We start from the raw sequence: 25686 nt of genomic DNA, 5'->3' as shown, positions 1-25686 counted from the left end.
GCCAAGCTCAGGCTTCGAGCCAGCACTTCGCCAGCGCGTAACCGTTCATCAGCTCCTGATGTGGATCGTCGACCCAGCCGTCGACCTTGGCGCCGGTAGCGTCGATGAACTGGTTGAACATCGGCAAGATCAGGCCACCTTCGTCGCGGACCAGGACAGCCATGTCATGGTACATCTGCTTGCGCTTGGTCTCGTCTAGCTCGGCGCGCGCGGCCAGCACCATTTTGTCGAAGTCCGGGCGCTTGAAACGCGTGTCGTTCCAGTCGGCGGTCGACAGATAAGCGGTGGAGTACATCTGGTCCTGGGTCGAGCGGCCACCCCAGTAGGAAGCGCAGAAGGGCTGCTTGTTCCAGACCTCGTTCCAATAGCCGTCACCGGGCTCACGCTTGAGCTCGATCTTGATGCCGGCCTTGGCAGCGCTCTGCTGGAAGAGCTGGGAAGCGTCGACGGCGCCCGGGAAAGCGACGTCCGAAGTCCGCAGCAGCACGGCGCCGTCATGGCCCGACTTCTTGAAGTGGAACTTGGCCTTGTCGGGATCGTACTTGCGCTGCTCGATATCAGTGAACAGCGGGTAGGAAGCGTTGATCGGGAAATCGTTGCCGATCGAACCGTAGCCACGCAGGATCTTGTCGAGCATTTCTTCGCGGTCGATGGCCAGCTTCAGGGCCATGCGCAGATCGTTGTTGTCGAAGGGGGCGGTGTTGCAATGCGCGATGAAAACATAGTGGCCAGGACCCGCATGGTTGCGGATGGTCACGCCAGGCAGGCGCTTGATCAGGTCGACGATCTTCGGCTCGACGCGGTTGATCATGTTGACCTGGCCGCCTTGCAGGGCGGCGGTGCGCGCCGTCGCATCGTTGATGACGATGATCTCGATCTGGTCGGCATGGCCCATCTTGTCGCCCTGCCAATAATTGGCGAAACGCTCGCCGCCATGGCGCACGCCGGGCTCATTGGTCGTGACCTTGTAAGGACCGGCCGAGATGCCTGCGTCGGCCTTATCCTTGCCGCCATTCGGTTGGACGATCAGGTGATAGTCGCTGAGCAAATAGGGCAGATCGGCATTGGCTTCCTTCAGGGTCAGCACGACTTCCTTGCCGCTGGCCTTGATGGTCTCGATGCCCTTCATGTAGCCGAGCGCGCCGGATTTCGACTTCTCGTCGGAATGGCGCTCAAGTGTGGCGGCCACGTCCTCGGCGGTCACCGTCTTGCCGTTGTGGAATTCGACGCCGTCGCGGATCTTCAGCGTCCATACCTTGGCGTCGTCCGACGAGCCGATCTCCTCGGCGATGCGGTTCTCGAGCTTGCCTTCCGGCGAAAGCTCGACGATCAATTCGCCCCACATCTTGCCGAAGGCGAACGGCACCTGAGTCATGAACAGTGCCGGATCAAGGCTGTTGGTGGACTCGCCGCCGACAAGTCCGGCCTTCAGTGTGCCGCCCTTGACCGGACCTGCCGCGCGTGCAGCGCTTGAAAGCAGCGAATTAGCGAAGGGTGCGGAGATACCGAGCGCCGCCGCCCGGCCGAGAAAATCACGACGGCTCAGTTTGCCCGACGCGACACGCCGGCTAAGAAATTCCAGTTCGTTCGACATTTTGAGTTCCTCACTCTGTTGGTTCGACTCTGCGGTCGTTTTTCTTGTTTCTTGTGAGGAGAATAATGACCGCAAGGGAAAGCGGTAAGCAAGACCGAATGCGACATGCCGTGGCGTAAATCGTACGTCGCAATTGGACCAATGAGCTCAGTGCTCAAAGAAGCGCGCGCGGCACCTTCTCCTCGAAATTGCGCTCGAAGACGAGCGTTTCGTCCTCATAGGCCTCGATTCTGGCGCTGACGATGAAGTTTTGCGCGTCCGATCGCATTTCGGCTGTCGTTTCGGTGCGTACCGACCATCCGTTTCGCGACAGGGTCTGCGTCCAGTGCGTCTTCCCTGAGGCCGACAGCGGATCGTCGGGATGGATCGTCCAGGTCTCGCGGGCAATGCTGCCATTGGCAAGACCGTGATCGAGATCGCGGACCTCACCGAAATCATCAACGATGAAAAGCGTCACGATTCCCGTCTTTTCGTCACGATCGATATGGCGCTCGGAATTGCTGGCGCGGATCGTCTCCGTTGCCCATGAGGTGGCACCTTCCGGCTCGGCGAACGCCGCTTCGTCGTCTGTCCCCAGCGGCCGCAGCGGCAAGCGGAGCGTCGCCGCCGACAAGGTCAGCCGGACCGGCTCCGGCGACGGCCAGATGGCAGGCCAATAGGCGTTCGAAACGGCAACACGCAGGTGGTGGCCGGGCGGAACGCGATAGCCGCATTGATCGAGCACGACGCGCACTGAGACGGTTTCACTCGGCACCAGCGCCTCGGGAAATTCGTGCGAATTGCGGTGCGTCAGATTGAGCACGCCATAGGAAATCAGTTCCGAGGCGCCGTCGGGATGCACGTCACAGAGTCGGATCGCAATGTTGGCCTGCGGACGGTCGGAGGACAGCCGCAATTCGACTTCCGGGGCGCCGACGATGTCGATGGCCTGACTGAGTTCCGGCTGGTCGAAACACACCGACAGCGCATCGTCGGGGCGCTGATCGCCTGGCAGTTCGGGGCCGAAGGTGAAGGGAAAATACTCGCCGCCGGCCAGGCCGCAGCTTTGCGGCGAGGCAACGATGGCCGGTTTTTCCGTTGCGGGGATCAGATCGACCGTCTGCGTCTTGATGGTTGGCGAGGGCCATTGCTGCTCGGCAATCCAGCGGCCGGGACGCTCGGGGTGCCAGCGCGCCGGACGCACGCTGTCCATGACATAGGCGCGGTAGGCCGGGTCGGACTCGACACCGGTTTCGACACTCTTGAGCCAGCGGTCCCACCAGCGCAAGGCCTCCTGCAGGAAGCCGATGGCGGGTTTTGGTCCTGCGTAATGCGGGTATTTGTGAATCCATGGCCCGATAATGCCCTTGACCGGGGCTTCGATGTTGCTGGCCAGATGCGAGACCGTGTTGCGGTAGCCGTCATGCCAGCCGCCGATCGACAGCACGGCGGCTTTGACGGCGGAAAAATCCTCACAGATCGAGCCGCGCTTCCAGTAGGCATCGCGGTGCTGGTGCTTCAGCCACAGCGGCGCCAGGAAGGATTGGTTCTCCAGCCGGGTCAGCCACAGATCGCGCCATCTGTTGTCGCCGGCCAGCAGCGGGTCCGGCGGCCGCGATGAGTAGGACAGCATGGTCGAGGCCCAGCCGAAGTTCTCGATCAGCAGGCAGCCGCCCTTGTAGTGAATGTCGTCGGCGTAGCGGTCGACGGTCGAGCACAAGCTGATCACCGCTTTGAGCGCCGGCGGCTGCTTGGCCGCCACCTGCAGGCAGTTGAAGCCGCCCCAGGAAATGCCCATCATGCCGACATTGCCGTTGCACCAGGGCTGGCTTGCCGCCCAGGCGATGATGTCGCAGGCGTCCTGCAATTCCTGCTCGGAATATTCGTCGTCCATCAGCCCTTCGGAATCGCCATTGCCGCGCATATCGACCCGGATCGAGGCGTAGCCGTGGCCGGCGAAATAGGGATGCGTCAGCTGATCGCGAAAGATGGTGCCGTCGCGCTTGCGGTAGGGCAGATGCTCCAGGATCGCCGGCACTGGATCGTCGCCGGCATCCTCCGGCATCCAGACCCGCGCCGACAGCCGGCAGCCATCCGGCATGACGATGCCCATATCCGGGAACTCGACGACCTTGCGGGGAAATTCGGTGACTGTTTTCATGGCCCGCATAACGCCCCGCGGCGCGACGACTTTCAATCACCATTCGCGACTGGAGCAGCGAAAAATGCGACCTGTGCCGCTACCGCAATTCATCCAGCAGTTCGGGATGTTTTTCCAGCAGCGTCATCAATTGAATGGTCGGGCCACTCGGCTCGATCAGGCCCCTTTCATACTTGTCGAAAGCATTCTCGCCGACCTTGAACAGGGATCCTGCCTCGCGCTGCGACAGATTGAGCTTTGTGCGCATGCGGCGGATGGTTGCCGGGGCCGGCACGCCATCGATCCTCTCCTTGAGGGCGCGTAGTGCGGCATCGACGGCAGCCATGTCGCCTCCGATATGCACACCCTCGTCACCGGATGCTGGATAGTAACCCGGAAGGTCGACAATTATGCTCTCGCCCTTGTACGCCACTGTGAATGGACGCACGTCACGCGTGAGCGTTTCCCCGGTTTCGGGGGAAATCATGGTCCGATTTTCTTCTCTTGTCGCCATGGTCATTTCTCCTTGAACGACATGACCGTGAACTCGGTCACGACATCCGCTTGGAATTTCACGTAGAGGATCAGGTCGCGCACGGGCACGTGATAGGCATCCTGCCAGACCCGGTGATCCGCAAAGGTCGTCATGGATTTCACGAACATTTTCCTCGTCATGCCGCCGATTACCTCGACGACGCCGGCACGGTTGAAGCCAAGGCCTGTGGCATCCCGCAGAGCGGACGTCGTGATCGCCAGCGTATCGACAGACCCGAACGTCGTCTTGATGGCATCAAGATCGTAGGTGGGCCTTCGTTTCTCCATGACGCAATATGCCACCATAAAGGTGGCAATTCAAGAGTGCCCCCCGGTAGGCCGAGAGCCCTAATTCAGCGGGATGTCGTTATCGTCCTTGTTCGCCTGATAGACGCCGGACAGATCATCGTAGCGCGCCGAAATCGCGCCGATGCGTATTTCCAGCCGTTGCCGCTCTACCTCGGGCAACGCTCGCACCAGCCTGCGGATAGAAAAGCTCTTCCAGTAGGCATTCTCGGCATTGTAGCCGCCGGGGTCGAGGGTGAAGACCTCTTTCAGGATCTTCAGATCGTGCGGGATGGCAAAACTGTCGCGCGAATCCTCGTGGCTGAACAGATAGTAGAAATTGTCGAAGCCAGTCCAGGTGATCGCCGACAGGCAGAGCGAGCAGGGCTCATGCGTGGCGAGGAAAATGGCGTCTCTTGTATCGACGCGCTCCGCCTTCGGCATTTCGTAGAAACGTTTCAGGCAGTGCACCTCGCCATGCCAGAGCGGGTTTTCCCTCTCGTTGTTGGTCTCGGCCAGCACCAGCGAACGGTCGTCCTTGCGCAGGATCGCCGCGCCGAACAGCTTGTTGCCATGGACAACACCGTCGGCCGTCTTCGGCACGATGTCGTGTTCGATCACGTCGAGCAGGCGGTCGATCAAAGAAATGTCGGTCATTTCAGGCTCTCCTGCTGCATGTCGCCCAAAAGTGCCCCGGTTTTGGGGTAACGACATGCACAAAAAATTAAGGGAGATGGATCTCGTAAGCATGCGAGAAATGGAATTCTTCGAGATTGGAGCCGTCGCCGCCCCGGTCGACGATCAGGAAGTCCTGAGGCTCGCCGAGCGGCGTCAGCACGCCATGCCAGAGATTGCGGGAATAGTTGATACCTTGTCCGGGTGCGGTGGTGAAGGCATGCGGCTCGCCCGGCCCCTCATCGCCATCATGGCAGACGACGACCAGGAATGGGCGCGGCGACAGCGGGATGAAGGCCTGGCTGCCGAAGGGGTGGCGCTCGACCATGCTCAGCTTCAGCGGCAGTTCGTAAGGCGTGCCGCGCACCATCGAGATCAGCACGCGGGCATTCGGTCCGATCGCCTCGGCGGTCGCCAGATCGTGATAGCGTTCCGCGCGGCCGCCATTGATCGGGTAGTGGTTGTCGCCGCCCATATCGATGACGTCGCCGAACGGAGCAAAGCTCTCGCGGGTCAGTGGCCGCGCAATGATCCGCGTCACGGCGTCCGCCCGGGGACACCGGCGCCGCCGAGCTTGGCGTGCCGGTTCACGTCCTTGTAGAGCAGATAGCGGAATTTTCCCGGGCCGCCCGCGTAGCAGGCCTGCGGACAGAAGGCGCGCAGCCACATATAGTCGCCGGCTTCGACCTCGACCCAGTCCTGGTTGAGGCGATAGACCGCTTTGCCCTCCAGCACATAGAGCCCATGCTCCATGACATGGGTCTCGGCGAAGGGAATGACCGCGCCGGGTTCCAGCGTGACAATGGTCATGTGCATGTCGTGGCGCAAATCGGCCGGATCGACGAACCGCGTCGTCGCCCAGCGGCCTTCGGTGCCGGGCATAGGGGTTGGCGCGATCTCCTGCTCGTTGGTGAAGAAGGCTTCCGGCACATCGAGACCGTCAACCACCTCGTAAGCCTTGCGAATCCAGTGGAAGCGCACGTCGGCCTTGCTTTCGTTGCGAACCGTCCAGCCGCTGGCCGGCGGCAGGAAGGCAAAGCCGCCGGGCCGCAAGACATGCTTCTTGCCGGCAAGCAGAACCGTCAACTCGCCCTCGACCACGAACAGGGCGCCCTCGGCGCCGGCATCGGGTTCCGGCCGCTCGCTGCCGCCGCTCGGCGCGACCTCGACAATGTATTGCGAGAACGTCTCGGCAAAACCGGATAGCGGTCGCGACAAGATCCAGGCGCGGGTCTTGTCCCAGAACGGCAACGCACTGGTCACGATGTCCTGCATCACACCCCGGGGAATGACGGCATAGGCCTCGGTGAAGACGGCGCGGCCGGTCAGAAGCTCGCTCTGGCCGGGGTGGCCGCCATGTGGTGCGTAATAGGTTCGCTCGGGCATCCTGATCGTATCCATGGGTTCAAACCTATTGCGGAAGCATGTCTTTGAGGCGGAGCAGCGCGATGCGCTCGACCTGTTTGCAGGCGGTTTCGAATTCGACGCCGCGGCTGTTGCCGATGCGCGCCTCGAATTCCGCCAGAATCTCTTGCCTCGTCTTGCCCTTCACCGCGATGATGAAGGGGAAACCGAAAGTGGTGACGTAGGCGGCGTTGAGCTTGGAAAACAGTTCGCGCTCCTTGTCGGTCAGCGCGTCGAGGCCGGCCGAAGCCTGTTCCCTGGTCGATTCCGCCGTCAGCCGTTTGGCCTTGGCAAGTTTGCCGGCAAGGTCGGGATGAGCGTTGAGCACGGAAAGCCGCTCGGTTTCGCTGGCGGACCGGAAGACACGGCAAAGCGCATTGTGCAGGCCGCCTGAAGTGTCATGCGCCGGGCCCAGTTCCAGTTCGTAGGCGCGTTCGGCGATCCAGGGCGAATGCTCGAACACGCCGCCGAAAGTGTGGACGAAGGTCTCGAATTCCATCTTCGAGGGGCGGAGTGCCGCCGGTTGATAAGGATTGACCTCTTGCCAGTGGCGGGCGATGTCGATGCGCCGCGCCAGCCAGACCCTGTCGTGCGACTTCACATAGTCGACGAAGCGCTTCAGCGCCGCCACCCGGCCCGGCCGCCCGACGAGGCGGCAGTGCAGGCCGATGTTCATCATGCGTGGCCGGCCTGCCTTGCCCTCGGCATAGAGCGTGTCGAAGCTGTCCTTCAAATAGGCAAAGAACTGGTCGCCGGAGTTGAAGCCCTGCGGCGTTGCGAACCGCATGTCGTTGGCGTCGAGCGTATAGGGAATGATGAGCTGCGCGCCGCCATCATGCTCGAACCAGTAGGGCAGCTCGTCGTCATAGGTGTCCGACACATAGTCGAAACCGCCTTCTTCCGCCACAATCCGCACTGTGTTGATCGATGTGCGACCCGTATACCAGCCGGTCGGGCGCGCGCCGGTCACTTCGTAGTGCAGCTTGATCGCCGCCTCGAGGTCGCGGCGCTCATCCTCGGCGCTGTGGTCGCGGTAGTCGATCCATCTCAACCCGTGCGAGGCGATCTCCCAGCCGGCTTCCTGCATGGCCGTGACTTGATCCGGCGAACGGGCGAGCGCGGTGGCGACGCCATAGCAGGTGATCGGCACCTCGGCCTCGCTGAACAGCCGCAGCAACCGCCAGAAACCGGCGCGGGCACCGTATTCGTAGATGGATTCCATGTTCCAGTGGCGCTGGCCCACCCAGGGTGCCGCGCCGACGATTTCCGACAGGAAGGCTTCGGACGCCTTGTCGCCATGCAGCACGCAGTTCTCGCCGCCTTCCTCGTAGTTGACGACGAACTGCACGGCGACATGCGCGCCGCCAGGCCATTTCGGGTCCGGCGGATTGACTCCGTAGCCGCGCATGTCTCTGCTGTAACGCATCGTCCCTCCCGCCGGGCATGGCCCGAAGTATGATCAGAATATCGAAAGGGTGCTTCTCGCATTCCCCCGAAAATTTTTGAAAGTGTTTTTGTCGCACTCCGCTCGACCGGGACTTATGCATCGCCTTTAATTGGCGCACAATTCACTGTTGATACTTGATCGTACCGGGCCAATTCGCTCGTACCGGAAATGGGAGGCGGCCAATGGCAGAAACGTCGAATGCCGATGGCGGGCGTCTGACGACCCATGTCCTCGACACGGCGACAGGCAAGCCGGCGGCGGGATTGTCGATCGCGCTTTATCACCTCGAGGGCAAGGCGCGGACACATTTGAAGACCGTTGTCACCAATGCCGACGGCCGTTGTGACAAGCCGCTGCTCGCCGGCGCGGAGTTCCGCCCCGGAGAATACGAACTGGTCTTCGCCGCAGGCGACTATTTGCGCCAGCAGGGGTCGAGCCTGCCGAACCCCGCCTTTCTCGATGTGATACCGATCCGCTTCGGCATGGCCGAACCGCTGCACTACCATGTGCCGCTGCTCGTCTCGCCCTATGGCTATTCGACCTACAGGGGGAGCTGAGGCATGGCCAAAATTAGCATCCGCAATGAAATCCGCTTCATCCTCAACGGCAGGGACGTCGCGCTTTCGTCGGTGGCACCCGACGCGACCCTGCTCGACTGGCTGCGGCTCGACCGGTCGCTGCGCGGCACCAAGGAAGGCTGCGCCGAGGGCGATTGCGGCGCCTGCACCGTGTTGGTCGGCAAGCTCTCGGCCGGCGGGCTGGTCTATGAAAGCGTCAATGCCTGCATCCGTTTCCTCGGCTCGTTGGACGCCACCCATGTCGTGACCGTCGAGCATCTGCGCGGCGTATCAGGCCAACTGCATCCGGTGCAGCAGGCGATGGTCGATTTCCACGGCTCGCAATGCGGCTTCTGCACACCGGGCTTCGTCATGTCGCTCTATGGCCTGTGGATGAAGTCGTCGAATCCCTCGAACGCGGATATCGAAAAGGCCTTGCAAGGCAATCTCTGCCGCTGCACCGGCTACGAGGCGATCATGCGCGCTGCGCATGCCATCTCCAGCTACGGCAAGGCGGTAAAGGATCCGCTGGCCACGGAGCGCAAGGCGATCACCGCGAGGCTCGAGGCCATGCATGACGGCGCCCGGATTGAGATCGGTTCGGCCAAGACGCGGCTGGTCGTGCCGGCCGATGTCGATGATTTCGCCGCCGTGCTGGACAAGGAACCCGGCGCCACCATCGTTGCCGGCTCGACCGATGTCGGCCTCTGGGTGACCAAGCACATGCGCGATATTTCGCCGGCCATTTTCATCGGCAATCTCGACGGACTTTGCACCATCTCGGAAGACAACGGCATCATTTCGATCGGCGCGGGCGTCACCTACACTGATGCCTTCGCGATATTGGCGAAGCGTATCCCGGCGCTGGGGCCGTTGTTCGATCGCATCGGCGGCGAACAGGTGCGCAACATGGGGACCATCGGCGGCAATATCGCCAACGGCTCGCCGATCGGCGACACGCCGCCGCCCTTGATCGCTCTTGGCGCAAGTCTCACCCTGCGCAAGGGCAAGAAGCGGCGCTCGATTCCACTGGAAACCTTCTTCATTGCCTATGGCAAACAGGACCGGCAGCCGGGCGAATTCGTCGAGGCCGTGCACGTTCCGGTTCCGGTCAAGGGCACGAAATTCGCCGTCCACAAAATCACCAAGCGCCGCGATGAGGACATTACCGCGGCCCTCGGCGCCTTCTTCCTGACGCTGGCCAGCGATGGCACGGTCGCGGAGGTGCGCATTGCCTATGGCGGCATGGCGGCGACGCCGAAGCGGGCGTCTTCTGTCGAAAAAGCGCTGCTCGGCAAGCCATGGACGGAGACCACGGTTGACGCGGCGATGGTCGAATATGCCAGGGATTTCACCCCGCTCACCGACATGCGGGCCTCGGCCGAGTATCGTGCGCTCGCGGCGCGCAATCTCTTGCTGCGCTTCTTCGCCGAGACCAGCGGTACCAGGGAGCCGATCCAGGTTTCGAGGCACGAGGCGGCATGATGAACAAGCACGCTCCCCCCAATCTGAAGGCTGAAAAGATCGCCGGCGGCGTTGCCACCGATCAACGCCATGACTCCGCCCACAAGCATGTCAGCGGCACGGCCGTCTATATCGACGACATGCCGGAACCGGCCGGCACGCTGCATGGCTGCCTCGGGCTTTCTGCCGCCACGCATGCCACGATTACCAGCATGGATCTCTCGGCGGTGCGTACAGCGCCCGGTGTTGTCGACGTGCTGACGGCCAAGGATGTGCCGGGCGAGAACGACATTTCGCCGACAGGCCGCCACGACGAGCCGGTGCTGGCCGACGGCAAGGTGCAATTCTATGGCCAGCCAATCTTTTGCGTCATTGCGCAGACGCGCGAGCAGGCGCGTCGCGCCACCAGATTGGCCAAGGTCGAATACAAGGAATTGCCCTTCGTCACCGACATTGGCGCGCTCGATCCGAAGAAGGACAAGGTCGTCACGCCGCCACTGACGCTGAAGCGCGGCGATGCCGCTACAGCGATCCGTCAGGCGCCGCGCCGGCTAAAGGGAAAAATGCGCATCGGCGGCCAGGAACACTTCTATCTCGAAGGCCATATCGCCATGGCCATTCCGGGCGAGGATCAGGACGTCACCATCTATTCCTCGACCCAGCATCCGAGCGAAGTCCAGCACATGGTGAGCCATGCACTCGGCGTGCCGAGCAATGCCATCACGGTGGAGATCCGCCGGATGGGCGGCGGCTTCGGCGGCAAGGAGACGCAAGGCAACCAGTTTGCCGCATTGGCGGCGATCGCCGCGAAGAAACACCATCGCGCCGTGAAGATCCGGCCCGACCGCGACGACGACATGATCGCCACCGGCAAGCGTCACGATTTCCTCGTCGACTACGAAGTCGGCTTCGATGACGAGGGCAACATCCTCGGCGTCGATTTCATGTTCGCGGCGCGCTGCGGTTTTTCGTCGGACCTTTCCGGCCCGGTGACCGATCGCGCACTGTTCCACTGCGACAACACCTATTTCTGGCCGGCGGTGCATGCGCAATCGGCGCCGCTCTACACCAACACCGTGTCGAACACCGCCTTTCGTGGTTTCGGCGGCCCGCAAGGCATGGTCGGCGCCGAGCGCGTCATCGACGAGGTGGCCTTCGCCGTCGGCAAGGATCCACTCGAAATCCGCAAGAAGAATTTTTATGGTACGTCAGACCGCAACATCACGCCCTACCACCAGACGGTCGAGGATAGCATCATCCAGCGCATCGTCGCCGAGCTCGAGCAAAGCGCCAGCTATGCGCGGCGCCGGCGTGAGATATCGGCCTTCAACGCCAACAGCCGTTTCATCAAGCGCGGCCTGGCGCTGACGCCGGTCAAGTTCGGCATCTCGTTCACCGCCACGCATTATAACCAGGCCGGCGCGCTGGTGCATGTCTATACCGACGGTTCGGTGCATCTGAACCATGGCGGCACCGAGATGGGGCAGGGCCTCTACGTCAAGGTTGCGCAAGTGGTGGCGGAAGAGTTCCAGATCGACCTCGACCAGGTCAAGATCACCGCGACCACGACCGGCAAGGTGCCGAACACTTCGGCCACGGCAGCGTCGTCCGGCTCCGATCTCAACGGCATGGCGGCGCAAAATGGCGCTCGCCAGATCAAGGACCGGCTGATCGATTTCGCCGCTGAAAAATATCAGGTGCCGCGCGATCAGGTGCTGTTCCTGCCCAACCGGGTGCGCATCGGCAACCAGGAAATCGCCTTCGCCGACCTCATCAAGCAGGCCTATATGGCTCGCATCCAGCTGTCGGCGGCGGGTTTCTACAAGACGCCGAAAATCCACTGGAACCGCGACAAGGGCGAGGGCCGCCCCTTCTATTATTTCGCCTATGGCGCGTCGTGCTCGGAGGTCTCGGTCGACACGCTGACCGGCGAATACATGGTCGAGCGCACCGATATTCTGCATGACTGCGGCCGATCTCTGAATAGCGCCATCGACATCGGCCAGATCGAGGGCGGCTTCATCCAAGGCATGGGCTGGCTGACGACGGAAGAACTGTGGTGGGACGCCAAGGGCCGGCTGCGCACGCACGCGCCATCGACCTACAAGATCCCGCTCGCCTCCGACCGGCCGAAGATATTCAACGTCACCTTGGCCGACTGGCCGGAAGCGAGCGAGCCGACCATCCACCGCTCCAAGGCAGTCGGCGAGCCGCCGTTCCCGCTCGGCATGTCGGTGCTGCACGCCCTGTCGGATGCAGTGGCCAGCGTCGCCGACCACAAGATCTGTCCGCGCCTCGATGCTCCTGCAACGCCGGAGCGGGTGCTGATGGCGATCGAGAGGCTGAAGAAAGAGACGAAGGCCGGCGCCTGAATCTGGCAGAATGTGCAATCTGGGCCGAAAAACCTATATTTCCCATTCGGGAATGTGAACCATGAACTCGAAAGTGCAAAGCCTGAAAGCCTTTCTCACCAGCGCCGGCCAGGTTGCCCTGGTCGAAGTGACCGGAACAAAAGGCTCGACGCCACGCGAGAAGGGCGCCTTCATGCTCGTCTCGCAGGCGGCGATCTTTGGCACCATCGGCGGCGGTCAACTCGAATACATGGCGATCGACAAAGCCCGGCAGATGCTTTTCTCCCCCTCAAGGGGGGAGAGAACCCGCGCCGATCCGATCTTACCCGGCGGCTTCGCCGCCACCCTCCCCTCAAGGGGCAGGGAAAGCCGCGCGACCCTCGATGTGCCGCTAGGCCCGGAAATCGGCCAATGCTGCGGCGGGCGCGTCGAAGTGCTGATCCGGCTCGTCGATGCAGCCCTTGCCGCCGATCTGGTTGCGGCTGCGGAAGCCGAGGAGGCGCACCTGCCGCGTGTCTACATCTTCGGCGGCGGCCATGTCGGCCAGGCGCTGGCGTCGACGATCGCACTTCTTCCCGTGCACGGCATCGTCATCGAGACGCGGGCCGAAGCACTGGAAGGCATGCCGGAATCCGTCGAGACCAGGCTGACAGCTATGCCGGAAGCGATGGTGCGAAACGCTCCCGCTGGCGCCGCCTTCGCCATCCTGACCCACGATCATGCGCTGGATTTCCTGATCGTCGCCGAGGCGCTGAAACGCGGCGATGCCGCCTATGTCGGCATGATCGGCTCGAAGACCAAGAAAGCGACGTTCAGGACCTGGTTCCTGAAATCGGCGGACGGCAGGCCAGCCGAGTTTGCCCGCCTCGTCTCGCCAATCGGCGGCGACACCGTCAAGGACAAGCGCCCACAGGTTATTGCGGCGCTGGCCGCGGCCGAGATCATGACGGCGCTGGTCAGTCACAGCGCAGCCTTAAGTGCCGACCACCAAATTCCGCATGGCAGGGTGATGGCGGGCTAAGCTGCGCCGCAGTTAACCGGCTGTTTCAAACCCAGTTGGTCGCGCAATGTGCGGCCCTCGTACTCCTTGCGGAACAGGCCGCGTCGCTGCAGTTCCGGCACGACGAGCGTGGCAAAGGCATCCAGTTCGCCTGGGAAATATGACGGCATGACGTTAAAACCGTCGGCCGCGCCACCCTCGAACCGAGCCTGCAGTTCGTCGGCGACTTGGGCCGCAGTGCCGACGATGCGCCAATGGCCACGCGCGCCGGCGAAATGCCGGGCAAGCTGGCGGATGGAGAGGCCGTCGCGGCGCGATTGCTCGATGACCAGCGCCTGCCGGCTTTTCATCCCCTCGCTCTCCGGCAGATCCGGCAGCGGCCCGTCGATCGGGTAGCGCCACAGATCGGAGATGCTGAGATAGCTGGACAGCAGCGCAACGCCGACATCGTCGGGGATCAGCGCCTGCAATTCCTCATATTTTTCAAGGGCCTCCGCTTCGGTCTCCGCCACCACCGGCGCGACGCCGGGCATGATCTTGATGTCGTCAGGCTCGCGCCCATAGGCCGCCAGACGTCCCTTGAGATCGTCGTAAAAGGCCTTCGCTTCCTCGAAGGTCTGCGCCGCGGTGAACACCACATCGGCGGTGCGGGCGGCAAGGTCGCGGCCGACATCCGAGGCGCCGGCCTGAACCATGACCGGGGCGCCCTGCGGCGAGCGTGGCAGATCGAGCGGGTCGCGAACCGAAAAGCTCTGGCCGTCGTGACCGGAGGCGCCGAGCTTGCCGTTCCAGAGCCCGGTGACGACTTCGGCGAATTCACGCGCGCGCTCATAGCGATCGGCATGGGGCTTGAGGCCGGTCGAGCCGAAATTGGCGGCCTCGATGGGGCTGGCCGAGGTGACCAGGTTCCAGCCGGCCCTGCCGCCACTCAGATGATCGAGCGACAGGAAGGTTCGTGCGAGCCCATAGGGCTCGTTGTAGCTCGTCGAGGCTGTCGAGACGAGGCCGATGCGGCTGGTCTGGACGGCAAGCGCCGAAAGCAGACTGATCGGCTCGAAGCCGATCGAGCGCGACGTCTGGCTGGCGATGCCGATATTGGCCTCGCGCAGGCCGGCGGCGTCCTCGCAGAAGATCATGTCGAACTTCGCCGCCTCTGCCGTGCGCGCCAGCGCGATGTAGTGGTCGATGTCAGTGCCGGCGGTGACGTGCGCCTTGGCATGGCGCCAGGCGGCGATGTGGTGGCCTGTCGCCCACAGGAAGGCGCCGAGTTTCATCTGGCGAGCGGTCATCGGTCACCTCCGCCGGCAAGCCCGAGATGCGAGCGCAACGTCGTGCCGCGATAGTTCTCTCGAAACAGGCCGCGCTGCCTCAGTTCCGGCAAAACCAGATCGACGAAATCGTCGAGCGCTGAAAGCTGTGCCGGCATCAGGATGTTGAACCCGTCGCAGCCTCTCGCCCGGAATTCCTTTTCCAGCCTCTCGGCGAGGGCAGCCGGCTTACTATCGGCGGTAGGCGCGACGTTCGTCAGCACTTTCACAGCGTCCGGATCGCGTCCGCACGCCGTGACACGGCGCCGGATATCGTCATAGCGTTCTGTCGTGCCCTCCACCGGTCCGCCGTCCAGCAGGATGATATCGGCGGTGCGAGCGGCAATATCGAAGTCGGATTCCTGCAGGCCCGACAAGACGAGCACTGGCGTATCCTGCGGCGACCGGGCGACGTTCAGCGGTCCGCGCACGGAAAAGAACGCGCCCTTGTGCTCGAGCAGGTGCATTTTTTCGGGGTCGTGGAAGCGGCCGCCGCTCTGGTCGAACAGCAGCGCGTCCGCATCCCAGCCCTGCCACAGACCTTGCACGATGCCGATATATTCCTCACTGCGACGGCGGAAATCGTCAGGCGAAAATCCTTCGGGCCGGCTGAAATTGGCTGTTTCCCGTGGCGCCTGCGCCATGGTCGCGTTCCAGCCACTGCGGCCATGGCTGATGATGTCGAGCGAAGCGAAACGGCGCGCCAGATTGTAGGGTTGGTGGGCAATTGTCGAGGCAGCGGCAACCAGGCCGATCCTGCTTGTGACAGTTGCCAATGCGGCCAGCAAAGTGGTCGCTTCGAAGGGCATCGGACTGTTCGCGGCACCGCCGCCGGAAGCCGGCGCTGAATCGGCAAGCAGCACCATGTCCAGGCCCGCCGCTTCGGCCTTTTGCACTAAACCGGCCAGGCGGCTGAATTCCCGCCCCGGTGATGGATCGATGGTTCCCGGAAACAGCGAAACGGCAAGATGCATTGTGGCGCCGTTGTCCATCGATGGTCCCTGCGAGACGAAATACCACCCGAACTATGTTCGCCACATCCAGGGATGGCAACCGCTGGCGCTGGGCCAAGCGCCGGTCACGTGCCGGCCAGCATTATTTCCCAGCTAGCAGATCGTTGATCAGTCGCTGGCACCGCTCGGCCATGAAGTCGAGCAGCAGCCGTACTTTTGGATCCTGCAGCTTCTTGTGCGGATAGACGGCGGCGAACTGCACCGGTGTCGGTGGCGTGCTGCTCAGGATCACCTTCAGCCGCCGGTCGCGGATGAATGGCTCGACCTCGAAGCGCGGCTTGTTGATGATGCCGCGCCCCGAAAGCGCCCAGCCGGTCAGCACGTCGCCATCGTCGGTGTCGTAGGGCCCGTGCACCTCGAATTTCTGCGGGCCTGTGGGGGTCTGCAGCGTCCACACATATTCGCGCGCGCCGGAATAACGCAGCATCAGGCAGTCGTGCTTCTTGCCGATCAGCTCCTGCGGCTCCAACGGTTCGCCGCGGGCCTCGAGATATTTCGGCGCCGCCACCAGCACGCGCTCGCATTCCATGATGCCGCGCATCCTGAGGCTGGAATCTTCGATGATGCCGAGCCGGAAGGCGACATCGATGCCTTCCTTCATGATGTCGACATTGTGGTCCGAAAGCCTCAGCCTCACCTCGATGTCTGGGTATTTGTCGTGAAAATCGGGAATGCCCGAGGCGACCAGCCGGCGGCCGAGGCCCAAGGGTGCCGTAACGCGGATGGTGCCGCGCGGCTGGCCGGAAAGCGCCGAGACCGCGGCTTCCGCCTCGGTGATCGCCTCCAAGACCTGCTTGGCGCCCCCGTAAAAAACCGTGCCATGCTCGGTCGGCATCAATTGCCGCGTCGTGCGGTTGAACAGACGCACGCCCAGGTGCTTCTCCAACTCCTTGATGCGGTTGGAGGCGACCGCCGGCGAAATCCGCATGTCGCGACCGGCCGCCGACAGATTGCCGAGTTCGACCACGCGAACGAAGACGGCAATGTTGTCCAGATAGGCCATGCGGTTTCGTGGCTTTCCTGAGGCCGCCTTCGGGCGGCTCCCATCCTGCTGCGTGTGACTACCCTAGTATTTTCCATTTTTTTTTGAAAGTCATCGTGCGCCTCGCCTCTTTCCGTTTGCGCTCCAACCCGTAAAGTCGCCCAATCGGCAGGGACGATTTCAATGATGGATTTCGCGATTTTCTGGGACTGGCTAAGTTTTGCCGTGCGCTGGCTGCACGTCATCACCGGCATCGCCTGGATCGGCTCGTCCTTCTACTTCGTCGCGCTCGACCTCGGCCTGCGCCAGCGTCCCGGCATGCCCGTCGGCGCCTTCGGCGAGGAATGGCAGGTGCATGGCGGCGGCTTTTACCACATCCAGAAATATCTGGTGGCGCCGGCCGAAATGCCCGAGCATCTGACCTGGTTCAAATGGGAATCCTACGCCACCTGGCTGTCCGGCTTCGCCATGCTGTGCGTCGTCTATTATGCCGGGGCCGATCTGTTCCTGATCGATCCCAACGTGCTCCCAATGTCCGTCCCGGTCGGCATCCTGCTGTCGTTGGCAACGATCGGCGTCGGCTGGGTGGTCTATGATCTGCTGTGCCGCTCGCCGCTCGGCAAAAGCGACACCGGCCTGATGCTGGTGCTCTACTGTGTGCTGGTGTTCATCGCCTGGGGGCTGACGCATCTCTTCACCGGCCGCGCCGCCTTCCTGCATCTGGGCGCCATCACCGCCACGATCATGTCGGCCAACGTCTTCATGGTTATCATCCCCAACCAGAAGATCGTTGTCGCCGACCTCATCGCTGGCCGCAAGCCCGATCCGAAATACGGCAAGATCGCCAAGCAGCGCTCGCTGCACAACAACTATTTGACGCTGCCGGTGCTGTTTCTGATGCTGTCGAACCATTATCCCCTGGCGTTCGGCACTGAGTTCAACTGGGTCATCACCTCGCTGGTGTTCATCATCGGCGTGCTGATCCGGCACTATTTCAACTCGATCCATGCCCGCAAAGGCAATCCGACCTGGACCTGGATGGCGGCACTCGTCCTGTTCATCGTCATCATCTGGCTGTCGACTGCGCCGAAAGTGCTGACCGGCGAACCCAAGGAATCCGCGTCGGCGCAAATCTATGTCGCTTCAGCGCATTTCCCGGCCGTGCGCGACACCGTGCTCGGCCGCTGCTCGATGTGCCATGCGGCGGAGCCGGTCTATGAGGGCATCTATCATGCACCGAAGGGCGTGATGCTCGACACCGATGCGGATATCGCCAACCACGCCCGCGAGATCTATCTGCAGGCCGGTCGCAGCCACGCCATGCCGCCCGCCAACGTCTCACAGATCACCGACAAGGAACGGGCGCTGCTGGTGGCCTGGTTCGAAGGCGCAGGGAAATAGCATGACCTCCACGCTTCTGCGCGGCCGCACGCTGTCCTTCGTGCGCTGGCCGCAGACCATCGACGATCATTCCGCCTGGCGCTACGAGGAGGATGGCGGCCTGCTGATCCGCGACCGCCGGATCGTCGCTGCGGGCACCTATGCCGATGTTGAAAAGCAGGCCGGCGAGACGGCGAAGAAAATCGACCACCGGCCGCATCTGCTGCTGCCCGGCTTTATAGATGCCCATGTGCATTTTCCGCAGATGCAGGTCATCGCCTCCTATGGCGCAGAACTGCTCGACTGGTTGAAAACCTACACCTTTCCGGAGGAAACGAAGTTCGCCAACGCCCAGCACGGCCGCCGCATCGCGCGGCTGTTCCTCGACGAAATGGTGCGCCACGGTACAACAACGGTCGCCGCCTACTGCTCGGTGCACAAGGCTTCAGCCGAAGCCTTTTTCGCCGAGTCGCATGACCGCAACATGCTCAACATTGCCGGCAAGGTGATGATGGATCGCAATGCTCCCGACGGCGTGCTCGACACACCGCAATCCGGTTACGACGACACGAAGGCGCTGATCAAGGAATGGCATGGCAAGGGACGGCAGCACTACGCCATCACGCCGCGCTTCGCCATCACCTCGTCGCCGGAGCAGATGGAGATGGCGGGCGCGCTGTGTCGGGAATATCCCGACCTGCACATGCAGACGCATCTGTCGGAAAACCACGCCGAAATCGCTTTCACGCAGGAACTCTACCCGTGGTCGCGCGACTATACCGACGTTTACGAGCACTACGGGCTGTTGGGCAAAAAGAGCCTGTTTGGACATTGCATCCATCTGTCGGAGCGCGAAGCGGATGCGCTTTCGGACTCGGGCTCGGTAGCGGTGTTCTGCCCGACCTCCAACCTGTTCCTCGGTTCCGGCCTGTTCGACTACCAGCGCTTCCGGCGCCGCGACAAGCCGGTCCGGATCGCCGCTGCCACCGATGTCGGCGGCGGCACCAACTACTCCATGCTGCGCACCATGGACGAGGGCTACAAGGTGATCGCGCTGAACGGAGAGAAGCTCAACCCGCTCCAGTCCTTCTGGCAGATGACGCGCGGCAATGCCGAGGCGCTGTCGGTGGCTGACAAGATCGGCACGCTGGATGAAGGCAGCGATGCCGACATCGTCGTGCTGGACGCCAGGGCAACGCCGGCGATGCGGCTCAGGATGGAAACGGTCGAGACGCTGGCGCAGGAACTGTTTCTCCTGCAAACGCTGGGTGACGACCGCACTGTCCGCGAGGTTTATGTGGCGGGGCGGCCAGCCAAGGCGGATATGATCGCGGGGTAAGAACCCTCACCCGGATTGCCAACCAAATTGCAAGGGCAATTCGGGGCAATCCGACCTCTCCCCGAGGGGAGAGGAGATCGCCAGTGCCGACGCTTTCCTCTTCTCCCCACCGGGGAGAAGGTGGCCGCGAAGCGGCCGGATGAGGGGCCGCTCCACGGAAGCTTGACCGAGCGGAGCTTGTCGTACACACGACGTGTGACGATTTCGGAGAAAGAAAATGGCCGTTGCTGACGACATCGCTCTGATCAAGAGACAGGAAGAGACCCTTGTCTTCGCCACCTTCGACGAGGCCGTCGCTTTCAAAATCGGCTCCGCCATTCGCGATCGTGCAATTGCCGAGAACCTGCCCATTATAGTCGACATCAGGCTGTGGGACCGGCCGCTGTTCTACGCCGCGATGCCGGGTTCGAACGCCTCGAACCCCGACTGGGCGCGGCGCAAGACCAATGTGGTCAAGCGGTTCCTGAGAAGCACCTACCGCATGGTGCTGGAACAGCAGCGCCCGGACCGCAGCTTCAAGATCGGCGAAGGGCTGGATATTGCCGACTACGTGCTGGCCGGCGGTGGCTTTCCGGTGACCGTCAAGGGCGCCGGCGTCATTGGTGTGATCGCCGTCTCCGGACTGCCGGAGCGGGAGGATCATGGCGTCGTCGTCGATGCGCTGTGCGATCATTTGGGCGTCGACAAGCGCGGGCTGGCATTGCCTCGGGACGCCGAATGACCGTGCTCGATCCCAAGGCCTTCCTGACCTCCATCTTCAACGCCGCCGTTGCCGCCGCCGATCCGGAACGAACCATCCGGGATCATCTGCCGGCCAAGCCAAAGGGCCGTACCATCGTCATCGGCGCGGGCAAAGGCTCGGCGCAGATGGCGGCAGCGTTCGAGAAAGTGTGGGCCGGCCCGATCGAAGGGCTGGTCGTCACCCGCTATGGCTATGGCGCGACCTGCGAGCGCATCGAGATCATCGAGGCGGCTCATCCGGTGCCGGACGCTGCCGGTCTGGAAGCCTCGCGGCGCCTGCTCGCCAAGGTCCAGGGGCTGACTGAGGATGACCTAGTGGTGGCGCTGATTTCCGGCGGCGGATCGGCGCTGTTGCCGTCGCCCGCCGGCGGCTTGACGCTGGCCGACGAGATCGCCGTCAATGAGGCGCTGCTCGCCTCGGGTGCGCCGATCGCGGCGATGAACACCATCCGCAAGCACCTTTCCACCATCAAGGGCGGCAGGCTGGCAGCGGCCGCATGGCCGGCCAGGGTGGTGTCGCTGATCGTCTCCGATATTCCCGGCGACAATCCGGCAATGGTCGCCTCCGGCCCAACCGTACCGGATACAGGCAGCCGCGCAGACGCGCTGGCCTCGATATCGGCCTATGGCATGAAACTGCCGGCCTCGGTGATGGCGCATATCAATTCGCCGGCCGCCGATGCGCCAAGCCCGGATGACGAGCGCTTTTCGCGCAACGAGGTGCATTTGATCGCTTCGGCCGGGGTGTCGCTCGAAGCGGCTGTTGCGGAAGCGAAACGGCAAGGCGTTGAAGCCATCATCCTCTCCGATGCGATCGAGGGCGAAGCGCGCGAAGTCGGCGGCGTCCATGCCGCGATCGCGCGCGAAGTGGCGACGCGCAACCGGCCATTTCAAAAGCCGGTGCTGATCCTGTCGGGCGGCGAGACAACCGTGACGCTGCGCGCAAAAGGCAAGGGCGGCCGCAATTCGGAATTCCTGCTGGCCTTCGCCATCGGCATCAATGGCGTCGACGGCATTCACGCGCTGGCCGCCGACACCGACGGCATCGACGGTTCGGAAGACAATGCCGGCGCCTTCGCCGATGGCTCGACCGTATCGCGCATGCGCGCAGCCGGGGTGGACGCCAAGGCTATGCTTGCCGGCAACAATGCCTGGACGGCCTTCAACGCGGTTGGCGATCTTTTCGTACCCGGCCCGACCGGTACGAATGTCAACGATCTCAGGGCAATTCTGATCAGGTAGCTGAAGCAATTCCAGGAAGTGTGAAGCGGTTTTCCGTCTGGAATCGCGCAAAAACAAAACTGATCAGGCGGCCATCAGCCGCTTCACCAGCTTCATATCCTGCAGGAACCGTTCGCGTTCGGCTTCCTTGTCCGCCCGATCGTGGATGCGCAGGATGAAGGAGGGATGGATGGTGATGAACACGCGCAATCCGTCCTCGCGCTCGATCACTTGTCCGCGCATCTTTGTCACCGGGATCGCCTTGCCGAGCAGCGACATCGCCGCTGTCGCGCCGAGTGCCACGGCGAGGTTAGGCTTGATCAGCTCGAATTCTTGGTCGATCCACCAGCGGCAGGCCTGAATCTCACCGGAATTCGGCTTGGAGTGGATGCGGCGCTTGCCGCGCGGCTCGAACTTGAAGTGCTTGACTGCGTTGGTGACATAGACCTTTTGCCGATCGACACCGGCATCGTCCAGGATCGCATCGAACACCTTGCCGGCCGGACCAACGAAAGGTTTGCCGGCGAGATCCTCCTGATCCCCCGGCTGTTCGCCGACGAAGATCACTTTGGCATTGTCGGGGCCCTCACCGAAGACGGTCTGCGTCGCGTCGCGCCAAAGCGGGCAGCGACGGCAGCCTTTCGCTACCTCACGCAACTCGGAAATCGTGCTTGCGGCATCGTCCTCCGCCGTCTCGGCAGGCTGTTGCTTCGGCCAATGCCGTGCCTGCACCTTTGCGTGGTGCGGCGCGGGTGTTGTCGGCATCTTCGCAATCATGTCCTTGGCGGCCTTGTCCGCTCCTGCGATCATGTCTGGAATGAGCGAGGCCTCGGGAAGGTTCCGCCAATATTTCTTTGGCATCTCCCTTTGCATCGCCTTCACCTTCAGCCGCGCCGGGTTGAAGATGTTCTCGAAATAAGTCCGCCAGAGCGCCTCGGTGTCGTCTTGATCAGGCGCATCGCCCTTGGCAGCACCCGGCCCCATCGCCAGCCTTTCGCCATCCCAATCGGCGGAGGCATAGGGCGTCAGGATCGTCCAGCGCATGCCGGTGAAACGCCTGACGAAGAAATCGGCGTTGCGCTCGACGATGAAATGATCCGGCTCGAACCAGGCGACATAGCGCTCATCGGCACCGTCGCCGATTTTTCGGAAGCGCACGAAGGCGTGCATCTTGTGGCTGTCGCGCCGCACCGCCTTTTCCATGGTCTCAAGCCGCCTGGTGTCGGGATCCGACGCGATTTCCAGCAGTTTAGGCTCGTCGCGCAATCGCCAAAGCACTCTGTAGAGAAAGGCAAACCGGCCGGAATCGGAATGGCAGAACGCCGTTTCGGCATGCCCGATGAAGTCGCGCGGCACGACGAGCTGCGCGCCCGCAGGCACTTCAGGCAATTCTGCCTGATCAGAGCCCGGCGCGACATGCCAGCCGACGTCCTCGGGCCTGACCTCATTCAGGGCGAGCCGCCGTGCCGCGTCACGCCAGCCGGCAAAATCCGTCTCGCTGTCGAGCCGAACTCTGTATCTGGCGAGATCGAGTTGCGCCGGCCGCATGATCAAAACAACGATAATTGTTCGCAGGAGTAGGCGATCCTGTCGCGCAGGCCGGCCTTGTCGGTCAGCGCACCAGGTGACCAGCCTTCGGCGATGATGAAGGGCCTGAGCTTGGCGACCGACTGGCAGATCCGTCCGACGTCCTCGAGCCGCATGCGCCGGTGCCGGCGCGTCTCCAAAATCTTCGCCACCACCTTGGTGCCGAGACCCGGCACCCGCAGCAGCGCTTCGCGGTCGGCGCGGTTGATGTCGACCGGAAACTGTCCCCGGTTGCGCAGCGCCCAGGCGAGCTTCGGGTCTATGGCGAGATCGAGCATGCCGTCGCTGCTCCCGGCAAGGATTTCCGGCTGTGAAAACCCATAGAACCGCATCAGCCAGTCGGCCTGATAGAGCCGGTGCTCGCGCATCAGCGGTGGTTTCAGCAAGGGCAGCGACGATGACGAATCCGGAATGGGGCTGAAAGCCGAGTAATAGACGCGCCGCAGATGATAGCTGCCATAGAGCCGCGCGCTGGTGTGAAGGATGCCGTCGTCGGATGTCTTGTCGGCGCCGATGATCATCTGCGTCGACTGACCGCCCGGCGCAAAGCGTTCGCGCTTCTTGGTCTTCAAAGTCGGCTCAGCCTTCTCCTCCATCTTCTGGCGCAGCCTGGCCATGGAAAGCCGGATTGTCTCCGGCTTCTTCTCGGGCGCCAGCCGCTTCACGCCCTCATCGGTCGGCAGTTCAACGTTGATCGACAGCCGGTCGGCATAAAGCCCTGCCTTCTCGACCAGTGACGCCGAACTTTCCGGGATCGTCTTCAGATGGATGTAGCCGGAGAACTTCTCCTCCAAGCGCAGCCGGCGTGCCACCTCGACCATCTCGCCCATGGTCTCGTCCGGTGAGCGGACGACGCCGGAGGACAGGAACAGGCCTTCGATATAGTTGCGCCTGTAGAAATCCATGGTCAGTTTCACCACCTCTTCGATGGTGAAACGGGCGCGCCGCACATTGGACGACGAGCGGTTGATGCAATAGCTGCAATCGTAGATGCAGAAATTGGTCAGCAGGATCTTGAGAAGGGAAATGCAGCGGCCATCCGGCGCGTAGGAATGACAGATGCCCATGCCTTCGGTGGAGCCGATGCCGCCGGATTTCAAGGAATCCTTTTTTGCAGCACCGGAAGAGGCGCAGGAGGCATCGTATTTGGCGGCGTCGGAGAGGATCGCCAGCTTTTCACGGACGGTAAGTGCGCTCATATGTTCATGATATGTTCTGAACAGGAGATCCGCTACCTCATTTGATGGAGGCGGCGAAAAAGTGATCGCCGCCCATCATGAATCCATCAAACCTCGTGCAGATAGAGGTGGTAATCCAGTTCGCTGACCGTGCGTGCCACCCGCAGATACTCGGACTGTTTGATCGCCACGAAGGTCCGGTGCAGGTCCTCGCCGAGCGCGTTCTTCAGGAAGCTGGACGTCCGCGCCGCTTCGATCGCGGCGCGCCAGTCGACAGGCATGGTCGTGCGCGTGACCGCTGCCTCATAGCCGTTGCCGGTCGTTTCGGGGCCCGGATCGAGGCCTTCATCCATGCCCTTGATGATGCCGGCGAGCACGGTCGCGGCGATCAGATAAGGGTTGGCGTCGACGCCGGACGGGCGGTGCTCGATGCGCCGGTTCTTCGCGTCGCCTGCCGGCACGCGTAGCGCCACCGAGCGGTTGTTGACGCCCCAGGTCGGCGCCACCGGCGCATAGGATTGCGAGACGAAACGCCGCCAGGAATTGGCGTGCGGCGCAAACACCAGCATCGATTCCGCCATCGTCTGGATGAGGCCACCAAGCCCCTGCAGCAGCGGCAGCGACCAGCTCTCGCCACCGGCTTCGGCAAAGACGTTTCTTCCGGCCTTGTCCTGCAGCGAGACGTGGAAATGCATGCCCGAGCCGGCATATTTCTCAATCGGCTTGGCCATGAAACAGGCGGTAACGCCATGGCGGCGCGCCTGCGCCCGCACCAGCCGCTTCAGCATGACCAGGTCGTCGGCCGCCCGCATCACGTCCTTGCGGTAGTTCAGCGTCAATTCGTACTGGCCGGGCGCATATTCGGAAATCACCGTCTCGGCCGGAATGCCTTGCGCCTTGGCCGCCGCATAGATGTCGGAAAACAGCGGCTCCATGCCGTGCAGATGATCGACGGAATAGACTTCGGTCTTGCCCGAGACGCGGCCATCGAGAACCGCGCGCGCCGGCTGCACCTTGCCGTCGGCGTCGCGCTCATTGGCCAGCAGGAAGAATTCGAGCTCGAAGGCGCCGGCCGGATAGAGACCCTTGGCCGCCAGGATGTCGACTTGCCGCGCCAGCGCCAGCCGGGGGTCCGACGACATCGGCCGGCCGTCGAGCATGTACATCGCCATCAGCAACTGGCCGCGCGGCGGGCTCGTGCCGTAGAGCGGCACCAGCGTGCCGGGGATCGGCCAGGCGCGTAGGTCGCCGTCGCCGGTAGTCCAGATCAGCCCGGTCTCGTGCACATCCTCGCCGGTGATGTCGAGGCCGAGGATCGAGATCGGCATATGGCGGCCGCCCTCGAAGATGCTCTTCAGCTCATGCCGGCGCACGATCTTGCCACGGCCGACGCCATTGGCATCGGTCAGCACGATATCGAAGGCCTCGATCTCGGGATGGGCGTCGAGAAAGGCGTGCGCCTCGGCAGGTGTCGAGCCCGAAGGTGAGGTCATCATGGCGTTGGGGTG

Annotated in this window: 22 protein-coding genes; 8 read left to right on the top strand and 14 right to left on the bottom strand. The window is 62.8% G+C overall.

Features of this window, described 5'->3' with window-relative positions; translation table 11 throughout:
* Positions 1-7 precede the first annotated feature (7 nt).
* The 8 genes from NKJ04_RS00265 to puuE all read right to left on the bottom strand — a co-directional run bounded on the left by NKJ04_RS00265 (position 8) and on the right by puuE (position 8037).
* Positions 8-1594, bottom strand: a complete 1587-nt coding sequence (locus tag NKJ04_RS00265; protein ID WP_023813638.1) for an ABC transporter substrate-binding protein — start codon at positions 1592-1594, stop codon at positions 8-10.
* A 154-nt stretch (positions 1595-1748) separates the two neighbouring features.
* The gene (locus tag NKJ04_RS00260) at positions 1749-3734 is read right to left on the bottom strand and encodes a CocE/NonD family hydrolase (RefSeq protein ID WP_352672740.1); all 1986 of its coding nucleotides are present in this window, start codon (positions 3732-3734) and stop codon (positions 1749-1751) included.
* A gap of 79 nt (positions 3735-3813) precedes the next feature.
* The gene (locus NKJ04_RS00255) at positions 3814-4233 is read right to left on the bottom strand and encodes a type II toxin-antitoxin system MqsA family antitoxin (protein WP_050592750.1); all 420 of its coding nucleotides are present in this window, start codon (positions 4231-4233) and stop codon (positions 3814-3816) included.
* On the bottom strand, positions 4230-4535 hold the full coding sequence (locus NKJ04_RS00250; RefSeq protein WP_352672738.1) for a type II toxin-antitoxin system MqsR family toxin: 306 nt from the start codon (positions 4533-4535) through the stop codon (positions 4230-4232). Before NKJ04_RS00250 ends, NKJ04_RS00255 begins: the two co-directional genes overlap by 4 nt.
* 60 nt (positions 4536-4595) lie before the next feature.
* Complete coding sequence (locus NKJ04_RS00245) at positions 4596-5189, bottom strand: nucleoside deaminase (RefSeq protein ID WP_128302769.1); 594 nt, start codon at positions 5187-5189, stop codon at positions 4596-4598.
* A 67-nt stretch (positions 5190-5256) separates the two neighbouring features.
* Positions 5257-5748 carry an ureidoglycolate lyase gene (locus NKJ04_RS00240; RefSeq protein ID WP_128302770.1) on the bottom strand — a complete coding sequence of 164 codons (492 nt, stop codon included), beginning with the start codon at positions 5746-5748 and terminating at the stop codon, positions 5257-5259.
* Positions 5745-6608 carry a bifunctional allantoicase/(S)-ureidoglycine aminohydrolase gene (locus tag NKJ04_RS00235; protein ID WP_128302771.1) on the bottom strand — a complete coding sequence of 288 codons (864 nt, stop codon included), beginning with the start codon at positions 6606-6608 and terminating at the stop codon, positions 5745-5747. The genes NKJ04_RS00240 and NKJ04_RS00235 overlap by 4 nt, the downstream gene beginning before the upstream one ends.
* Positions 6609-6618: 10 nt before the next feature.
* Positions 6619-8037 (bottom strand): allantoinase PuuE, encoded by a 1419-nt coding sequence (gene puuE / locus NKJ04_RS00230; protein ID WP_023813631.1) that lies wholly within the window; start codon positions 8035-8037, stop codon positions 6619-6621.
* Between the two features lie 203 nt (positions 8038-8240).
* Between puuE and uraH the strand changes: the two genes are divergently transcribed.
* From uraH to xdhC, 4 genes are all read left to right on the top strand, one after another.
* A complete protein-coding gene (gene uraH / locus NKJ04_RS00225; protein ID WP_023813630.1) occupies positions 8241-8615 on the top strand; it encodes a hydroxyisourate hydrolase in 375 nt (124 codons plus the stop codon).
* Positions 8616-8618: 3 nt separating this feature from the next.
* Complete coding sequence (gene xdhA / locus NKJ04_RS00220; protein WP_023813629.1) at positions 8619-10100, top strand: xanthine dehydrogenase small subunit; 1482 nt, start codon at positions 8619-8621, stop codon at positions 10098-10100.
* Positions 10100-12451 carry a xanthine dehydrogenase molybdopterin binding subunit gene (gene xdhB, locus NKJ04_RS00215; RefSeq protein WP_352673204.1) on the top strand — a complete coding sequence of 784 codons (2352 nt, stop codon included), beginning with the start codon at positions 10100-10102 and terminating at the stop codon, positions 12449-12451. The genes xdhA and xdhB overlap by 1 nt, the downstream gene beginning before the upstream one ends.
* A 61-nt stretch (positions 12452-12512) precedes the next feature.
* Positions 12513-13451 (top strand): xanthine dehydrogenase accessory protein XdhC, encoded by a 939-nt coding sequence (gene xdhC, locus NKJ04_RS00210; protein WP_352672734.1) that lies wholly within the window; start codon positions 12513-12515, stop codon positions 13449-13451.
* Here the strand turns inward: xdhC and NKJ04_RS00205 are convergent.
* From NKJ04_RS00205 to NKJ04_RS00195, 3 genes are all read right to left on the bottom strand, one after another.
* A complete protein-coding gene (locus tag NKJ04_RS00205) occupies positions 13448-14719 on the bottom strand; it encodes an LLM class flavin-dependent oxidoreductase (RefSeq protein WP_352672732.1) in 1272 nt (423 codons plus the stop codon). The two genes, xdhC and NKJ04_RS00205, sit on opposite strands and share 4 nt — an antisense overlap.
* Positions 14716-15729 (bottom strand): LLM class flavin-dependent oxidoreductase, encoded by a 1014-nt coding sequence (locus tag NKJ04_RS00200; protein WP_352672731.1) that lies wholly within the window; start codon positions 15727-15729, stop codon positions 14716-14718. The genes NKJ04_RS00205 and NKJ04_RS00200 overlap by 4 nt, the downstream gene beginning before the upstream one ends.
* A 103-nt stretch (positions 15730-15832) precedes the next feature.
* Positions 15833-16753 (bottom strand): LysR family transcriptional regulator, encoded by a 921-nt coding sequence (locus NKJ04_RS00195; protein ID WP_128302775.1) that lies wholly within the window; start codon positions 16751-16753, stop codon positions 15833-15835.
* A 162-nt stretch (positions 16754-16915) separates the two neighbouring features.
* On the opposite strand from NKJ04_RS00195, the gene NKJ04_RS00190 reads away from it, so the two are divergent.
* The 4 genes from NKJ04_RS00190 to NKJ04_RS00175 all read left to right on the top strand — a co-directional run bounded on the left by NKJ04_RS00190 (position 16916) and on the right by NKJ04_RS00175 (position 21434).
* On the top strand, positions 16916-18133 hold the full coding sequence (locus tag NKJ04_RS00190) for a urate hydroxylase PuuD (RefSeq protein WP_352672729.1): 1218 nt from the start codon (positions 16916-16918) through the stop codon (positions 18131-18133).
* Position 18134: 1 nt separating this feature from the next.
* Positions 18135-19451, top strand: a complete 1317-nt coding sequence (gene guaD / locus NKJ04_RS00185; RefSeq protein WP_352672727.1) for a guanine deaminase — start codon at positions 18135-18137, stop codon at positions 19449-19451.
* A 217-nt stretch (positions 19452-19668) separates the two neighbouring features.
* Complete coding sequence (locus tag NKJ04_RS00180) at positions 19669-20172, top strand: heme-degrading domain-containing protein (RefSeq protein WP_352551286.1); 504 nt, start codon at positions 19669-19671, stop codon at positions 20170-20172.
* Positions 20169-21434, top strand: coding sequence for a glycerate kinase type-2 family protein (locus tag NKJ04_RS00175; protein ID WP_352442654.1), 1266 nt, complete (start codon positions 20169-20171; stop codon positions 21432-21434). The genes NKJ04_RS00180 and NKJ04_RS00175 overlap by 4 nt, the downstream gene beginning before the upstream one ends.
* Before the next feature lie 63 nt (positions 21435-21497).
* Here the strand turns inward: NKJ04_RS00175 and NKJ04_RS00170 are convergent, their stop codons facing one another.
* From NKJ04_RS00170 to NKJ04_RS00160, 3 genes are all read right to left on the bottom strand, one after another.
* Positions 21498-22961: a UdgX family uracil-DNA binding protein gene (locus NKJ04_RS00170; protein WP_128302780.1), complete on the bottom strand. Its 1464-nt coding sequence runs from the start codon at positions 22959-22961 to the stop codon at positions 21498-21500.
* A 2-nt stretch (positions 22962-22963) separates the two neighbouring features.
* Complete coding sequence (locus NKJ04_RS00165) at positions 22964-24199, bottom strand: putative DNA modification/repair radical SAM protein (RefSeq protein WP_352672724.1); 1236 nt, start codon at positions 24197-24199, stop codon at positions 22964-22966.
* A gap of 86 nt (positions 24200-24285) precedes the next feature.
* Positions 24286-25671 (bottom strand): glutamine synthetase family protein, encoded by a 1386-nt coding sequence (locus NKJ04_RS00160; protein WP_164892837.1) that lies wholly within the window; start codon positions 25669-25671, stop codon positions 24286-24288.
* Positions 25672-25686 lie beyond the last annotated feature (15 nt).

Source organism: Mesorhizobium sp. M0618, from assembly GCF_040320765.1.
Lineage (GTDB): Bacteria > Pseudomonadota > Alphaproteobacteria > Rhizobiales > Rhizobiaceae > Mesorhizobium.
This window is presented reverse-complemented; position numbering and strand designations above follow the sequence as displayed.

What these genes read in the sequence shown, in the direction of transcription:
- NKJ04_RS00265 (WP_023813638.1), bottom strand. Translation starts at nt 1,594, where the DNA reads ATGTCGAACGAACTGGAATTTCTTAGCCGGCGTGTCGCGTCGGGCAAA.
- NKJ04_RS00260 (WP_352672740.1), bottom strand. Translation starts at nt 3,734, where the DNA reads ATGAAAACAGTCACCGAATTTCCCCGCAAGGTCGTCGAGTTCCCGGAT.
- NKJ04_RS00255 (WP_050592750.1), bottom strand. Translation starts at nt 4,233, where the DNA reads ATGACCATGGCGACAAGAGAAGAAAATCGGACCATGATTTCCCCCGAA.
- NKJ04_RS00250 (WP_352672738.1), bottom strand. Translation starts at nt 4,535, where the DNA reads ATGGAGAAACGAAGGCCCACCTACGATCTTGATGCCATCAAGACGACG.
- NKJ04_RS00245 (WP_128302769.1), bottom strand. Translation starts at nt 5,189, where the DNA reads ATGACCGACATTTCTTTGATCGACCGCCTGCTCGACGTGATCGAACAC.
- NKJ04_RS00235 (WP_128302771.1), bottom strand. Translation starts at nt 6,608, where the DNA reads ATGGATACGATCAGGATGCCCGAGCGAACCTATTACGCACCACATGGC.
- puuE (WP_023813631.1), bottom strand. Translation starts at nt 8,037, where the DNA reads ATGCGTTACAGCAGAGACATGCGCGGCTACGGAGTCAATCCGCCGGAC.
- uraH (WP_023813630.1), top strand. Translation starts at nt 8,241, where the DNA reads ATGGCAGAAACGTCGAATGCCGATGGCGGGCGTCTGACGACCCATGTC.
- xdhA (WP_023813629.1), top strand. Translation starts at nt 8,619, where the DNA reads ATGGCCAAAATTAGCATCCGCAATGAAATCCGCTTCATCCTCAACGGC.
- xdhB (WP_352673204.1), top strand. Translation starts at nt 10,100, where the DNA reads ATGAACAAGCACGCTCCCCCCAATCTGAAGGCTGAAAAGATCGCCGGC.
- xdhC (WP_352672734.1), top strand. Translation starts at nt 12,513, where the DNA reads ATGAACTCGAAAGTGCAAAGCCTGAAAGCCTTTCTCACCAGCGCCGGC.
- NKJ04_RS00205 (WP_352672732.1), bottom strand. Translation starts at nt 14,719, where the DNA reads ATGACCGCTCGCCAGATGAAACTCGGCGCCTTCCTGTGGGCGACAGGC.
- NKJ04_RS00200 (WP_352672731.1), bottom strand. Translation starts at nt 15,729, where the DNA reads ATGGACAACGGCGCCACAATGCATCTTGCCGTTTCGCTGTTTCCGGGA.
- NKJ04_RS00195 (WP_128302775.1), bottom strand. Translation starts at nt 16,753, where the DNA reads ATGGCCTATCTGGACAACATTGCCGTCTTCGTTCGCGTGGTCGAACTC.
- NKJ04_RS00190 (WP_352672729.1), top strand. Translation starts at nt 16,916, where the DNA reads ATGATGGATTTCGCGATTTTCTGGGACTGGCTAAGTTTTGCCGTGCGC.
- guaD (WP_352672727.1), top strand. Translation starts at nt 18,135, where the DNA reads ATGACCTCCACGCTTCTGCGCGGCCGCACGCTGTCCTTCGTGCGCTGG.
- NKJ04_RS00180 (WP_352551286.1), top strand. Translation starts at nt 19,669, where the DNA reads ATGGCCGTTGCTGACGACATCGCTCTGATCAAGAGACAGGAAGAGACC.
- NKJ04_RS00175 (WP_352442654.1), top strand. Translation starts at nt 20,169, where the DNA reads ATGACCGTGCTCGATCCCAAGGCCTTCCTGACCTCCATCTTCAACGCC.
- NKJ04_RS00170 (WP_128302780.1), bottom strand. Translation starts at nt 22,961, where the DNA reads ATGCGGCCGGCGCAACTCGATCTCGCCAGATACAGAGTTCGGCTCGAC.
- NKJ04_RS00165 (WP_352672724.1), bottom strand. Translation starts at nt 24,199, where the DNA reads ATGAGCGCACTTACCGTCCGTGAAAAGCTGGCGATCCTCTCCGACGCC.
- NKJ04_RS00160 (WP_164892837.1), bottom strand. Translation starts at nt 25,671, where the DNA reads ATGACCTCACCTTCGGGCTCGACACCTGCCGAGGCGCACGCCTTTCTC.